We start from the raw sequence: 14,027 nt of genomic DNA, 5'->3' as shown, positions 1-14,027 counted from the left end.
ATATACCAGGTTTATTTGATAAAATTCGCCATTTATTTTTCAAATACCTTCCATTATTTATTATTTAATTTATAAAAAACAAAGGATTATAGCTTAAAATGTCAAGATAGTTTTCATTAGTTCTTTATTAATCCGGGAATTTTTCACAAATTTGCAAGATTGCATCCAACTTATTCATAAAAAGGTCCACTAGTTTAGGATCAAAATGAGCTCCCCGCTCTTTGGCAATATAATGCAGTATCTCATCTAATGGCCAAGCCTTTTTATAAATCCGCTCACTCCTCAAGGCATCAAAAACATCTGCCAATGCAACAATTCTACCATAAATATGGATTTCTTCCCCTGCCAGTCCTCGTGGATATCCGCTGCCATCATATCGCTCATGATGCTCATGAGCGATAAGGGCTCCGCTTTTTAATATGGAACGCTTTGATCTTTTTAACATTTCATAGCCTACAGGAGAATGCCTTTTCATAATGGTAAATTCATCAGGAGTCAGTTTACCTGGTTTATTTAAAATCGCATCTGGAATTGCCAACTTACCGACATCATGAATCGGAGCAGCTAAACGCAAATTTTCTGCTTCTTCAGGAGAAAGGCCATAAGCTAATGCTAATAATTTTGCAATTTCAGCAACTCTTTTCACATGACATCCTGTTTCCTGAGAGCGTGCTTCAGCAATCTCTCCTAATGTAAAGAGAATTTCCTTTTGTGCATCTTCTACCTCTTCATTTAAATAAATATTGTCGAAAGCAATAGATACATTGGTGCAAAAAACCTCAATTAAATCCTTATCCCAAATACTTAAAGAAGCGACACCATCTAAGTAGATTACATTTTCTGAACCTTGTTTACTGCAAAAGTAAATTACAAAACGATCCGGAAAATACAAACTTTTCTTTTGCTGAAAAGTTGCTTCAATATCTTGTCCTACTTTCGTTTCTATATCTTTCTGCAACTTAGTACCAATCAACTTTTCATAGGTACCAGTTGCCGCCAGTATACAAAAATCATCTATTCCTTCTTTTGTTGCGGCAAAGGCAGATGCATGACAATACAATGCATTAGGATTCAGGTGCAGAATCGTCACCAGCTGTGATAATACCGCCGAAGCAAATTTTGTCATCGATTGAAGCTGAAAAATAGTAGCTGATGAATCAATGATTTGCTTTAAACTGCGGCGATTCATATCAATAATACTCAAATCCCGAAAAGAACGCAGGGTTGTTACTAAGGTAGTATGCAGCTTTTGCGATGTTAGCTCTGTTTTTTCCTTATAATCATTAATATCATATTCTACTACCACATCATGTTCCGGAGCCTGACCAGGCTGACCAGTCCGCAGAATGATCCTAACTAAACGATTCTGTAATTCATTGCGAATATAGCGAGCCAACTGCAAGCCTGAATTTTCTTCCTCCATGACCACGTCCAGCAATATCACAGCTATATCCGGATTCTCCACTAATAAACCTCGCCCTTCACTTGCTGAATAAGCACTGATAAACTCTATTGCCTTAGCATCAAAAGTAAAGCGGCGAAGTGCCAATTTGGTTACATGGTGAACTTCTTCTTCATCATCAACAATTAAGACCTTCCATTTCCCCCTATGAATAGGTGAAAACTCACTTTCTGATACGGGAAGTTCCTCCTCCCATTTTTCAAATAATAGTTCATCATCATTCTTTGCCATTACGTACCCTCCTCTCAGCTGGAATGTTAATTATAAATTTCGTTCCTTTTCCCAATTGACTCTCACATTCAATCGTTCCATTAAACTGTTGTTTTACAAGGTTATATAAAATATATAATCCTAAACCAGTTCCACCCATGCCTCGATTTGTGGTAAAAAAAGGATTAAAGATTTGCGATGCCACTTCTTTGCTCATGCCCTTTCCGTCATCAGAATAAATCAGAGATATGATGTTTGCATCTTCCAAAATAGTAATGGTAAGCCTTCCTCCTTGATCAGGATCATAGGCATGGATTAAAGAATTCATAATTAAATTGGTGATAATTTGTCCAAAGGCTCCTGGAAAACTATCAATTTGTAAAGTTTCATCACATTGAACGATAATTTTATGCTGCGTTCGCTTAATTTTTGGGTGTAAACTTAATAATATTTCGTTCAAATATTGTTTAATATTAAAAACACGTCTGGCTTCACTCGATTGATCTGCAGAAACTTGTTTAAAACTACGAATTAATTGGGATGCCCGTTCTAAATTAGAAAAAATAATGGATAAGGCTTCTTCGGAATCGGCTAAATAATTTGATAAGTCTCGACGCTTTAGATCGCCAGCAGCGTATAAATCAACAAAGTCCTTCGTTACCTTTTGTAAATGAGAAGTAGCCGTTACCCCCACTCCTACTGGCGTATTAATTTCATGGGCAATCCCTGCAACTAAACTGCCAAGAGAAGCCATCTTCTCCGCATGCACTAGCTGTGTCTGAGTTTGTTGCAAGTTCTCCAAAGTATACTGTAATTCTTTATTTACGCCTTGTAATTCTTCGTTCATCGCCAGCAAATCTTTAGTTCGTTGTTCTACCTTGATCTCTAGCTGCTCATGGGCTTGGAGCAGTGCTTCCTCAGCTATTTTACGCTGCGTAATATCACTGATCGAGCCAACAACCCGCAATGGCATACACTGTTCATCCCAGACTGCCTGCCCGCTGACAAATGCCCATTTAAAGCTATGATCCTTGCAGCAAAAACGATATTCCCCACGAAAAAAGTCTGTTTTTTTTCCAAGATAATCCTGCAGACACTGCTCAATCCTTTCAGAATCATTTGGATGGATTCTCTTTCGCCATTCCTCCATACTTTTAAAAACTTCTGCATCATCATATCCAAACATTTGCATCACTCTGGCAGAAAAGAAAGTTTTGTCAGTTTTTATATCCCAATCCCAAATCCCCTCATTGTTCCCCTGCAAGGCCAGCTGCCAGCGCTCTTCGCTGACCATCAGTTCTTTGTTTGTTTTCTGTATTACATCCATATTCTTTTGAATCGTCTGTGACATGGTATTGAAAGTTGTACATAATTCTTGCAATTCTTGAGGAGCAGAGCGAATGATCTCTTCACTGATTTTTGCAGAAACAAAATTCCCCTCATTCATACTTGTAAAATGTTTTGTTACCGTAGTAATCGAACGAAATAACGTATTGAAAATCAAGAGAGAAACCAAAGAAAGCAACAAAAAGATAATACAGAAGGTGACTATGCCATATTTAATACTATCATAGAAACCTTGTAATACTTCTTTTTCTGTAATAGTAACAGCAATGCCCCAGCCTGGAGTTTTTACACGATTAGTGGCAGCCAAAACTATCTCTGTATTATTTCTAGTAAACTGGCTTATACTGCGCAAATCTTTTTTAAATAAATCAGTAAGCTCACTTGGAACATAGGAAATATGCCCCGCAGGTTCAATATGCTGCGGTACAATTACTTTTCCATCGGAAGTAAAAACAAGTGTTTGACTTGTTTGACCAATCTTTGCATCTTCACTTATGTCCTGTAATACATCCAACTTAATATTTTGTAATAATACCCCTGTTAACTCCCCATTCTCTTTTATGATCGGCTGGGTAATGACAATGACAGGTTTCCCAGTCGTAGGACTAATCAACAACTTACTAATTTGGGAGGTTCTCGATGTAATGGTATCTTGGAAGTAACTGTAACCCGCCAAACTTTTTCCAATTGCACTGGGATTATGAGGATAGATATTAGTGATTTCTCCATTTGCCTTTACTACAATAAGATCATCAAAAGCATTTAGTTCATTATGCATATTTCCCAAAAGCTTTTGCATTTCTTGCTGAGTTGCATTTTGAACAAAATATTCACTTACAAAAAGGTGACCGCCTTGTTTTATAAGAGTAAACCACATTTCCACTTGGTTACTAAATTGCGTAGCCTGATTTTGTAGAATTCCCTGCATACTTTCTTTCTCTTGGATGTAAGCAGTATACATCTGTACACCAGTAACGAGTGAAGTCATCAGGAATAATGATACCACCATTACTAAAAGCAGCTGAGAACGAATCTTCATGCTATGGATCCTCCCCTTCAAGATCGGCTCCTTTAAGGCTGTATATCATCCTTGATAATCTTTCCATTTCGAATCGTCAAGATCATCATTTTTCTGTTCACATCATGATGCTGATCAAAAGTAATACGCCCTGTAACACCAGGAAAATCTTCCACCTTACTAAGATAATCATAAATCCCCTCACGGCTGGCACCACTCTTTTTCATCGCCTGAATCAACAATTGAGCTGAATCGTAAGCCAAGGCTGCATAACTGTCAGGTTCTTTATGATAGCGATCCTGAAAACGTTTTATGAATTCTTCAGATCCATTCTCCTGTATGCCATTATAAAAAAAACCATTAAAACGTACGCCTTCCACCGCTTCTTTACCTAGCAAGATAAATTCTTCTGAGCTAATTCCATCTGTACCGATGATTGGAAGGTCTATCCCGATCTCTCTCGCTTGACGAACAACAAATGCTGCTTCCGAAGAATATCCCGCTATAAAAATTCCATCGGGTTTTGAATACTTTATTTTATACAATTCAGAAGAAAAATCAGTAGTTCGTCCTTCCGAAAAGATTTCAATGGCTGTAATTTCACCGCCAATGCGCTGCAGCTTCTCACGAAAATAATCCTTCATTCCCTTGCCGTAATCATTATTGACGTAAATAATCGCCATTTTCTTTAAGCCTAGCTGATAAAAAGAATATTCTCCCAGGCCTTCTGCTTCTGCCTTATCTGTTGGAATGATTCTAAACATATAGGGTGTTGTACCATCTGTAATCGTTTTATTTACCGAATCGGTAATTACAGGAATTCCTGCACCATTATATACGTTTCTAGCTGCCATGGTACTAGCGCTGTTCCAGTGACCAAGCACTGCTACTACAGCTTGGTCTGCTACTATTTTTCCTGCCAAATTATGAGCTTCTTTTGGTGAACTGGCATCATCCTCCACCAATAATGTAATGTTTCTGCCTTGAATGCCGCCAGCTGCATTTGCTTCCTCTAAAGCTAATTGAATGGCTTTTACTTTCATGCTGCCAAACTCTTTAGAGTTGCCGGTCATGGGATTGGCACTGGCAATGATAATGTCATCCGTCTTACTCTGCTGCCCAATCGTATTACTGCTGCACCCGCTGCCAAGCCAAACAAATCCTATAATAAAAATACTAGCAATTAGCCTGCTGCCCATGGCCATTAACTCCTTTCCTATCCATTAGTCACTGCCAATCATTTACACGATCAACAAAAAATATATATGACTTGGTTCCACAAGGATCGTCTTAATTCCTTGCTAAATTTGTCAATTTTTTGTTTATTATTAGAAAATACTTGTTCTTTAAGCATTATACTTCTACTCTATTTTCTCATTTTTTTACAACTGAGAAGACCACAAAAGAAAGTAAAGCTCATATCCCATGTTGGGATATGAGCTTTACTCTCTTTCTTATTTCTTTACGTTTATCCCCAGCTCCATGCTCGTTTTTATAATGCGGCATAATCGTTCTGCTGCTGCTTCTATCAATTCAGGAGCATTTGTCATGCAGTCAGCTAAATTCATTGGCGAAGGAATAATACTCATTAAACCACTAATCCCACTGGAATATACTTCTTCAGATCCTTTACCTAAACTACCGGATAAACAAAAAGTAGGAACATCGTGCGCTTTAGCAATGCGCGCTACACCTACTGGAGCTTTCCCGCAAGCAGTTTGAAAATCAGTGCAACCTTCACCAGTAATGATAACATCCGCTTCTCTGGCAATATCAGAAAAGCGTACCGCCTCAAGTATAATCTCAACACCAGGCAATAACTTTGCATTGGTAAAAAGCAGTAAGCCGGCTCCAAGACCGCCGGCAGCTCCTGCCCCTGGATATTGGGCCACATCTTTTCCTATAACCTGCTTAGCAATCGCAGCAAATTTTGCTAATGCCGCATCTAACTCAGCAATCATTTCTATCGTAGCACCTTTTTGCGGACCATAAACAGCCGATGCTCCCCGGGGTCCGCATAAAGGATTATCAACATCACAGGCAACGACTACTGTCGTTTCTGCTAAACGTACATCCATTTGACTCACATCAATCTTTGTTAACTGCTGTAATGCCGCTCCTCCACTAGGCAGGGAGTTGCCAACAGCATCCAGAAATTTTGCTCCTAAAGCACAAGCCATTCCCATTCCGCCATCATTCGTTGCACTGCCGCCTATTCCAATGATTAATTTGCGAATTCCTCGATCAAGAGCCGCCTTTATTAATTCACCTGTACCATAAGTAGTAGTGATGCGAGGATTGCGCTTGTCCTGGGGTACCAAAGGCAATCCTGACGCAGCTGCCATCTCAATGACAGCGGTTTCCCCATCGCCAAGTATCCCCCAATGAGCCTCCAGCGGATTTCCTAATGGTCCAAGGACAGTTTCTGTAATGATTTGTCCACCAGTAGCTACAACAAGAGCTTCAATTGTACCTTCTCCTCCATCCGCTATTGGTACTTTAATTACCTCGGCATCTGAGAAAACGGATAATATTCCTGCCTCCATAGCATTTGCTACAGCTACAGCTGACGCGCTTCCTTTAAATGAATCGGGGGCCACGACAATACGCATATCCATCACATCCTTTATCAATCTAGATATCTATGATACTCCATGTAAATAAGAGTATGAAATCATTCTCATACTCTTATTCTTATTATTTTATCATTTTACCAATTATTAATCTATGTTTACTATTATCTCTAGTGAAATAAAACCTTCTACACAGCCAATGTATTTTATCTAGCAACTCTTACTGATTCACAATATTCACCGGTGTATTTGCCAAGAATTTTGTTAGATTATCCACTGCAATATCCATCAGTCTGGATCTGGATTCTTTTGGTGCCCAGGCAATATGAGGCGTAATAATGCAGTTCTTTGCAGTGAGTAATGGATTGTCTGCTTTAATCGGTTCAGAGGAAACAACATCCAATGCCGCTCCATATACTTTGCCGCTGTTTAACGCTTCTGCCAGGTCTTCTTCCACAATCAAAGGACCCCGGGAGGTATTGATAATGATAACTCCATCTTTCATTTTGGCAATATTCGTTTTGTTCACAATGCCTTTGGTGCTGTCAAACAGCGGGCAGTGCAGGGAAATGACATCGGAGTTTGCCAATAGTTCATCAAGACTTGCATACTGCAGGGTATCGCTTTTTAATTCTTCAATTTCATAGGAGTCAAAGGCTAATACCTTCATTCCCAACGCTTGAGCAATCTTCGCGGTTGCCTGACCAATTCTGCCGAATCCGATAATACCCAGTGTTTTACCGGCAAGTTCGATGAGCGGATAGTTCCAGTAGCACCAGTCTGGGCAATTGGTCCAGTCACCTTTTAGTACACTTCGGCTGTGTTCTCCAATGTGATGGCATACTTCCAGCAGCAAAGCAATGGTAATTTGCGATACGGCAGTGGTGCCATAGGTTGGAATATTGGCTACGGGTATGCTTTTTGTTTTGGCAGTTTCCACATCTACCACGTTGTAACCCGTTGCCAATACGCCGATAAATTTGATATTCGGGCAGGCAGCAAAGACTTTTTGATCAATAACGGTTTTGTTGGTGAAAACGATCTGGGCGTCCCCAATTCTTTCAATGGTTTTGTCAGCTGGTGTTCTGTCATAGACCACCACTTCACCGAGTGCTTTTAGACCATCCCAGCTTAAGTCACCAGGATTTAGGGTATAGCCATCTAATACAACGATTTTCATAATAGGATCTTCCTCCATTTTTTTATAGTATATTCTCGAAAAACAACCATATATAGCTGTAAACAGTAAACAGGCAAAGGATGAGCATAACTAAAAGCGTAGGTTAAGTAAAACGGCGAAGCGTTAGTTATGCTCATCCTTTGCCGTCCTAAATGAGACTTTATAGTTTAGCCCAGGCTAGGTTTAAAGCTCGTTTTGCATTGGCAACTACCAGGTCTGGGTCTTCATCCCCCCAGGGTTTTACTTCGAAGCTTACAATGGGACGATTTTCTTCACTGATAAAGCCGATGTCCATGAGTACGCGCAAGAAGTGGACGATTTCGTCTACACCGATAACACCATTGGGAAAACCAAAGCGGGGATGTAAGTCTCCATAGCCTTCCATGGATGGGTTTTCAACCACGCAATTGGCTATGTGAGCGTGAACAATATAGTCTTTAATTGGCAGTATGGCTTCTTCAACGGTTTCATGTAATTGGGCAATATGACTTAGGTCTACCATGAGCCCAAAGTTATCATATTCAGCTCGAATTTCTTGGGCAAAACGTTTGGCAAGAGCAGCAGGGCCGATTAAGGATTTTTTGTCAAAGTCATAATCAAATACTTCGAGAATAATTTTTAGATTTCCTTTTGCTTTGGCATAGGCACATAGTTCTTTGGTTGATTTTACGAGGGCCGCAAAGGCTTCTTCTTTTTTGGCTTCTTCATATTTTCCCGAAAGAAAGGCACAACCTACAGCGCCTAATTCATAGGCTTCGTCCACACCTTCTTTTAAGGAAGCCAGGGCTTCTATACGTACTTTTTCATCCAGGGAGTTAATGTTTAAGCCTGTTGTCAGATGCCTTGGCTGGCAGCCATAGCCTACTGTTAAGCCAGCGGTTTTAACGACTTGTGCCACTTGTCTGCGGATGTCTTTGTCTTTTATCCAGGTCAGTTCAATGGCATCAAAATAATCATCTGCTGCAATTTTCTTAGCTGCTTCCAAGATAGGACCTTCCCCCTTTATCGTCGCAGGATAGGCCATAAAATTTACGATTCCGACTTGCATGTATTTTTTCATAGATTCAATCATTTGTAAATACCTCCCATTTCATTTTTACGATATACCTATGAATAAAATATTTTGTAACTTTCTAGGAATCAAAGAACATTCCTAGAAAGAAATACACGGCAATATACCAACTAATACTGTATTTAAAACAGTAAATCAAAAGAACTGCAGTATTTTCACCATCTAGATACTTTTTTGATAATCAACTGTCTAGGTGATCGTACCACCTAACACAAAAAAATAATCTTAAACTCTTTCAAAGATAATGAACAGTCATTCCATCTCGACTGTTCTACCTACATTATCTTTGTAAAAAAGCACGTTCTATATTCTTGAGGTGTTCAAGCATTGCATGTGTAGCCATTTTTGAATCTCTGCTTTTTATAGCATTAAAAATTTTTTCATGTTCTTTATGGTATTTCTCGCCGCGTCCTAAAACTTCTAAACTTTTCTCTTTCATAATTGTCCACAAATGCTTACTCATTTGATTGGTTATCTCAAGCATTGTGCGATATAATATTTCATTCTTTGCACCTCGTGCAAATGCCAAGTGAACTTTCCGGTCCAGCTCAAAAGCATGCTGCCCTTCATCCAGATTATTTTTTAAAGCTTCCAAAGCCTTTTCCATTTCTTCAATCTCTTGCTCTGTAGCCCTCTTTGCCGCAAGGCTAACTAACTCTACTTCGATTACTCGTCTTGCTTCCAATAATTCAAAAGGATTCATCAAACTTTCATCCTCTTTAGGAATTGTCGTCAAATTTGATACTGCATCCTGTCTTACAAAAGTCCCGATACCATGTCTTACCTCTAATAAACCGATTGCTTCTAAGACACTGAGTGCTTCTCTAAGAGATTGCCGTCCAATATTCAAGGCTGAAGACAATGTTCTTTCGGAAGGAAGGCGTTCACCTGGCTCTAGTTCGCCTTGTTCAATAAGCTTGCTGATTTGCCCAACAATTTCAGCATAGGTTTTCGTTTGTTTTACAGATTGAAATTTCAGAACAGCCCCTCCTGATTTCGATTTATAAGATAACACGGTCATCCTACCACTTGTATTGGTTATTCGCATTAAAAATTGAAAATCCTGCTTAACAACTAATAATAATTTATGTAATTATCTCTTTTTATGAATTCTCTTTTAAATTTACAATTAATGACAATTGCAATCAGTAATTAGACAGACTCCAATACTTTTATAATATCAGCTGCGGTGGGAGGACAGCCTACTACATATCGTGTGCATTTATTCGTACAGCGGCCAATACCAATCCCCTGCAGTTCCTTGCCTTGAAAGTCCTGTCCAATGTAAATCGTCTGCTTGATCTTTTTTAACATATCTTTATCATCCAAGCGCTGCAGTGCATGAACCAAACTGCCATAACAAGCTGAACAGGCACTTTCGGCTATTACTTTCTTTGTCAAATACCGTACCTTATTAGACGGTTTAACTGCACTGCTTTTCTTAAGCCCTACATTATACTCTTGTATTTTTGCTGCAGAAAGATTGCCGGAACCTACCCCCATGCTCTCAGCTACCTCAATATATTCGATCTCCTCTTTTGTGTACCCTAATAAGGATGCTGCATAAGTATCCATCAATACAGGATCTTTTCCAAGCAGAATACGATCCATCTGCACAGGGTTCCCCCCTTCTTCAAAGGTAAGATCGCCGGCCATACCATCAACAATAATTAATCCCATGGGAATCGCTTTTGCTAAATATCCAATTGGCTTCGTAAGGCCCAAAGCATGAAACCGTCTCTTTTCCTTATCAGGAATACATCCCTTTAAATTTTTTAATGCACAAGTCATTAGTGTCTGGCAGTGGGCTTTTAATACTGGAATATTGATTAAAAAATCAACTTGCAGTGGCTTTTGACAAACATTTAATTCTAAATCTCCCACTTTCCGTATGACCGAAGAGTCCTCTTTTAAGTCATAAAGAGGTACATTATATTTTCTTGCAAGATCTTCATAGCCGCAAACCTTAAAGGCCCGTTTCGTATTATCCCCTACCCAGGAACCTTCCATGATGCTAATGTTCATACACCCATGATTTTGCAAATACTGAATCACGCCTTCCACTATCAAAGGTGAAGTTGTTGCTCCTTCATTGGCAGGTTTTGCGACAACCAAATTTGGCTTTATGCCAATATGCATCTTTGCATTCAAGTCTTTTATAAGCTGAATGTTCTCAAGCATTTCATAAGTCATTTTCCGGGAATCCGTGCCATACATAACATGAATTTCATTTTTTTCCATGGTTCTCCTCCTTTTGATTTTCTAACAATGTATCACATTTTTGACCAAAATTCCATTATTAAATCAATATTGCCATCAAAAAATACTTAAAAGCAATACGTAACATCGTAAAATGTTACGTATTGCTTTTAAGTATTTTAGCATGTGTAAATTAGATCTATTTGCTAATCGTTTGTCTCAAGAAACTAGACATCTACTGCTAAACACTAAACTTATTCACTGCGTTAATTAACTGTTCTGATAAATTTGCCAATGCCTGACTAGATACTGCGATTTCCTCCATAGAAGCAGACTGTTCCTCACTCGCTGCTGATACCGTTTCAGTGTAATCCTCAGCTTCTATGCTGAGCATCTGTATTCCATGTACCGAAGATACAATTTGTTGACTCCCCAAAGCCATTTGCTGGATGGAAGATGAAATATCCCGAATTTGGCTAGAAACATCTGCAACAAGTGTAATAATTTCTCTAAATGCCACTCCAGCTGAATTAACTACGTGTATACCATTCTTAGCTTCCTCGGTACCATTATTCATGGCAATTACAGCGTTATCTGCATCTACTTTAATTTCATCAATCAAGCTTTTAATTTTCTTAGCAGCTTCTTCCGATTGATTCGCAAGCTTACGAACCTCTTCTGCTACTACAGCAAAACCTTTCCCTTGCTCTCCCGCCCTGGCTGCTTCAATAGCCGCATTCAAAGCAAGTAGATTCGTTTGACCTGCAATACCTGAAATAGTAGCGACAATTTCACCAATTTCCTTGGAACTTTCGCCAAGCTTAGATACAGCCTTTGAAGAATGCATTACGGTTTCATCAATACTAGCCATCTGCTGAATTGCTTTCTCAATGGCTTGTCCGCCATTTTGCGCTGCAATTGAAGTTTTATCTGAAATAGTCGCTACTTCATCAGAATGAGTTGCAACTTCTTTGATTTTAGCTGACATCTGTTCAATAACAGCAGATACAGCATTTACTTCCTTTGTTTGGTTTTTAGCACCGTCAGCAATATTACTAATAACAGCAACAACTTGATTTGCAGCCTGTGCGGATTGATGAGAGCTTGCTGTTAATTGCTCAGCTGATGCTGCCACATTTTCAGAACTTGCCAATACTTGTATCATAATCTGACGTATATCAGCTAAAAACTTATTAATCGTCTGAGCAAGATCGCCAATTTCATCTTTACTATCCACGTGAATAATCTGTGTTAAGTCACCACCATTTAAAACCAGTTTGTGAAGTTCACGATCCAATATGTTAACAGGTCTCGTGATTGCGCCCGTAATAACCAAAGCAAATAATACTCCGGCAACAATAGACGCCACTCCGCCAACAATCATAGCTTTCCGTGTGAACTCTTCCAGCACTTGCAATTCATGAGATCGATTTTCTAAATTCTTTCGCTTCTCATTATCAAATTCCATAAGAGTTTTGCGAATTTCATCCATATCGTTTTTACCAAACCCAGTTTGGATGTGACGCATCATCGTATCCATTTTGACGTGTTCATTACCCGCCTGATTTTTCATAAAAAGCAATGGTGTTAATTCTCTCGCTTCCCAATTCTGCGTTTTTTCCTGCAAAAAGCGCAGACGTTCTAACTGGGTGGAACTCGTTGTCAACTCTTTAAGTTTACTAATATGCTCTTGATAGGCTTCTTTTCCGCTTTTATAAGGATGCAAAAATTCCTCTTTACCAGTTAAAATAAAACCTCGCACTCCCGTCTCCATATCCACCAAGTTAACCATAATAGCACTTGTCTCATTCAAAGCCTCATAGGTATGGATATTAGCAACGACACTCTTCGACTCAACAGAAAAATTATGATATGTATATCCCAGCAGTGCAACGATAAGACTAACGATTATTCCAAATCCTAAATATAACTTTCTCCCAATAGGAAAACGATTATATTGCCATTTTTTTGTATCATAAAAACGTGGAAGTCTAATTTTCTGTTTGCAAAAATTAGAGAAATTCATTTTTCCTCACTCCTAGTCTTTTAAAGCTGACATTAGAGAAATGGCCTATTGTAGAACCAATATACACACTATAAAGCTTAAAGCGCTAGTAATTCTCCGGCCACTTTCATAGAAGTTCGTGAGGGGAAAAGTTCGAAACCCACAATACCATCATAATTAAGCTGTCTTAAGCGCTCCATTACATTCTTATAATTTATTTCTCCAGTGCCAGGCTCATTTCTGCCTGGAACATCGGCTACATGTATATAACCAATTAATTTTATATATCGCGTTATGGAATCAATGATATTCCCTTCATTAACTTGCATATGGTAAACATCATACAAAATCTTTATGTACTTTGAATTAACCATCGCAATTAATGCCGCAGCATCCTTTGTATATGCTAAAAAATTGTTCACATGATCTACGTGCGTGTTCAATGCTTCTAATACCAACGTAATCTCATGTTTTTCCGCAATCGGAGCTAATCTGCTTAAAACATGTACCATATTAGCGAATTTTTCATTTCCATTTATTTCATCAAAAGCATTGACTACTTTTCCGCCTTCTCCCAAAGCGTTAGAATGCAGTACAAGGTACTTACAGTCAAGAAATATAGCAGTTTTTATTGATTCCATAACAAAATTAATATAAGCTTCATTCTCCTCTTGATGGACCATCGAAAAATCCTGATCGCCTGAAAAACTGGCAATTTTCAAGTCATATTTCTCACATAATAATTTTATCTTTTCTATATCTTTATCTTTCCATGACCAAAATTCAATATATTGGAACCCCGCTTCTTTTGCCAATAAAAATCTTTCTTCAAATGGAACTTCCGTAAACATCATTTCAATACATGCTGACTTTTTCATAATTACAACACATCCAATCATAGGTTTTATAGCCCTGCAGTATCAATTTTCGCAATACAAACATTGAATACTATCTAAATATA

General features: G+C 38.7%; 10 protein-coding genes. All 10 read right to left on the bottom strand.

Going from position 1 to position 14,027, the window contains the following annotated elements; all coding sequences use genetic code 11:
- Nucleotides 1-127 precede the first annotated feature (127 nt).
- Nucleotides 128-1,693, bottom strand: a complete 1,566-nt coding sequence (locus tag FR7_RS07625) for a response regulator (protein ID WP_007930813.1) — start codon at nt 1,691-1,693, stop codon at nt 128-130.
- The gene (locus FR7_RS07620; RefSeq protein WP_007930814.1) at nt 1,680-4,058 is read right to left on the bottom strand and encodes a cache domain-containing protein; all 2,379 of its coding nucleotides are present in this window, start codon (nt 4,056-4,058) and stop codon (nt 1,680-1,682) included. Before FR7_RS07620 ends, FR7_RS07625 begins: the two co-directional genes overlap by 14 nt.
- Nucleotides 4,059-4,090: 32 nt before the next feature.
- Nucleotides 4,091-5,236, bottom strand: coding sequence for an ABC transporter substrate-binding protein (locus tag FR7_RS07615; RefSeq protein ID WP_007930817.1), 1,146 nt, complete (start codon nt 5,234-5,236; stop codon nt 4,091-4,093).
- 255 nt (nt 5,237-5,491) lie between these two features.
- Nucleotides 5,492-6,649, bottom strand: a complete 1,158-nt coding sequence (locus FR7_RS07610; RefSeq protein ID WP_007930820.1) for a glycerate kinase — start codon at nt 6,647-6,649, stop codon at nt 5,492-5,494.
- Nucleotides 6,650-6,830: 181 nt separating this feature from the next.
- Nucleotides 6,831-7,790, bottom strand: a complete 960-nt coding sequence (locus tag FR7_RS07605; RefSeq protein WP_007930822.1) for a D-2-hydroxyacid dehydrogenase — start codon at nt 7,788-7,790, stop codon at nt 6,831-6,833.
- A 160-nt stretch (nt 7,791-7,950) separates the two neighbouring features.
- Nucleotides 7,951-8,862 carry a sugar phosphate isomerase/epimerase family protein gene (locus tag FR7_RS07600; protein ID WP_007930823.1) on the bottom strand — a complete coding sequence of 304 codons (912 nt, stop codon included), beginning with the start codon at nt 8,860-8,862 and terminating at the stop codon, nt 7,951-7,953.
- 280 nt (nt 8,863-9,142) lie between these two features.
- Nucleotides 9,143-9,883, bottom strand: a complete 741-nt coding sequence (locus FR7_RS07595) for a FadR/GntR family transcriptional regulator (RefSeq protein ID WP_017531547.1) — start codon at nt 9,881-9,883, stop codon at nt 9,143-9,145.
- Between the two features lie 131 nt (nt 9,884-10,014).
- A complete protein-coding gene (locus FR7_RS07590) occupies nt 10,015-11,103 on the bottom strand; it encodes a DUF362 domain-containing protein (RefSeq protein ID WP_007930827.1) in 1,089 nt (362 codons plus the stop codon).
- Between the two features lie 199 nt (nt 11,104-11,302).
- The gene (locus FR7_RS07585) at nt 11,303-13,087 is read right to left on the bottom strand and encodes a methyl-accepting chemotaxis protein (RefSeq protein ID WP_007930828.1); all 1,785 of its coding nucleotides are present in this window, start codon (nt 13,085-13,087) and stop codon (nt 11,303-11,305) included.
- Nucleotides 13,088-13,164: 77 nt separating this feature from the next.
- The gene (locus FR7_RS07580) at nt 13,165-13,944 is read right to left on the bottom strand and encodes a hydroxypyruvate isomerase family protein (RefSeq protein ID WP_237714771.1); all 780 of its coding nucleotides are present in this window, start codon (nt 13,942-13,944) and stop codon (nt 13,165-13,167) included.
- Between the last annotated feature and the right edge of the window lie 83 nt (nt 13,945-14,027).

It is taken from the genome of Pelosinus fermentans DSM 17108 (genome assembly GCF_000271485.2).
Lineage (GTDB): Bacteria > Bacillota > Negativicutes > DSM-13327 > DSM-13327 > Pelosinus > Pelosinus fermentans.
Note: the sequence above shows the minus strand (reverse complement) of the source record. Positions and strands in the feature narration are given on the sequence as shown.

Excerpts from the sequence above, each read along its gene's own strand:
- FR7_RS07595 (WP_017531547.1), bottom strand. The coding sequence starts at position 9,883 with ATGACCGTGTTATCTTATAAATCGAAATCAGGAGGGGCTGTTCTGAAA.
- FR7_RS07625 (WP_007930813.1), bottom strand. The coding sequence starts at position 1,693 with ATGGCAAAGAATGATGATGAACTATTATTTGAAAAATGGGAGGAGGAA.
- FR7_RS07580 (WP_237714771.1), bottom strand. The coding sequence starts at position 13,944 with ATGAAAAAGTCAGCATGTATTGAAATGATGTTTACGGAAGTTCCATTT.
- FR7_RS07600 (WP_007930823.1), bottom strand. The coding sequence starts at position 8,862 with ATGATTGAATCTATGAAAAAATACATGCAAGTCGGAATCGTAAATTTT.
- FR7_RS07590 (WP_007930827.1), bottom strand. The coding sequence starts at position 11,103 with ATGGAAAAAAATGAAATTCATGTTATGTATGGCACGGATTCCCGGAAA.
- FR7_RS07610 (WP_007930820.1), bottom strand. The coding sequence starts at position 6,649 with ATGCGTATTGTCGTGGCCCCCGATTCATTTAAAGGAAGCGCGTCAGCT.
- FR7_RS07615 (WP_007930817.1), bottom strand. The coding sequence starts at position 5,236 with ATGGGCAGCAGGCTAATTGCTAGTATTTTTATTATAGGATTTGTTTGG.
- FR7_RS07620 (WP_007930814.1), bottom strand. The coding sequence starts at position 4,058 with ATGAAGATTCGTTCTCAGCTGCTTTTAGTAATGGTGGTATCATTATTC.
- FR7_RS07605 (WP_007930822.1), bottom strand. The coding sequence starts at position 7,790 with ATGAAAATCGTTGTATTAGATGGCTATACCCTAAATCCTGGTGACTTA.
- FR7_RS07585 (WP_007930828.1), bottom strand. The coding sequence starts at position 13,087 with ATGAATTTCTCTAATTTTTGCAAACAGAAAATTAGACTTCCACGTTTT.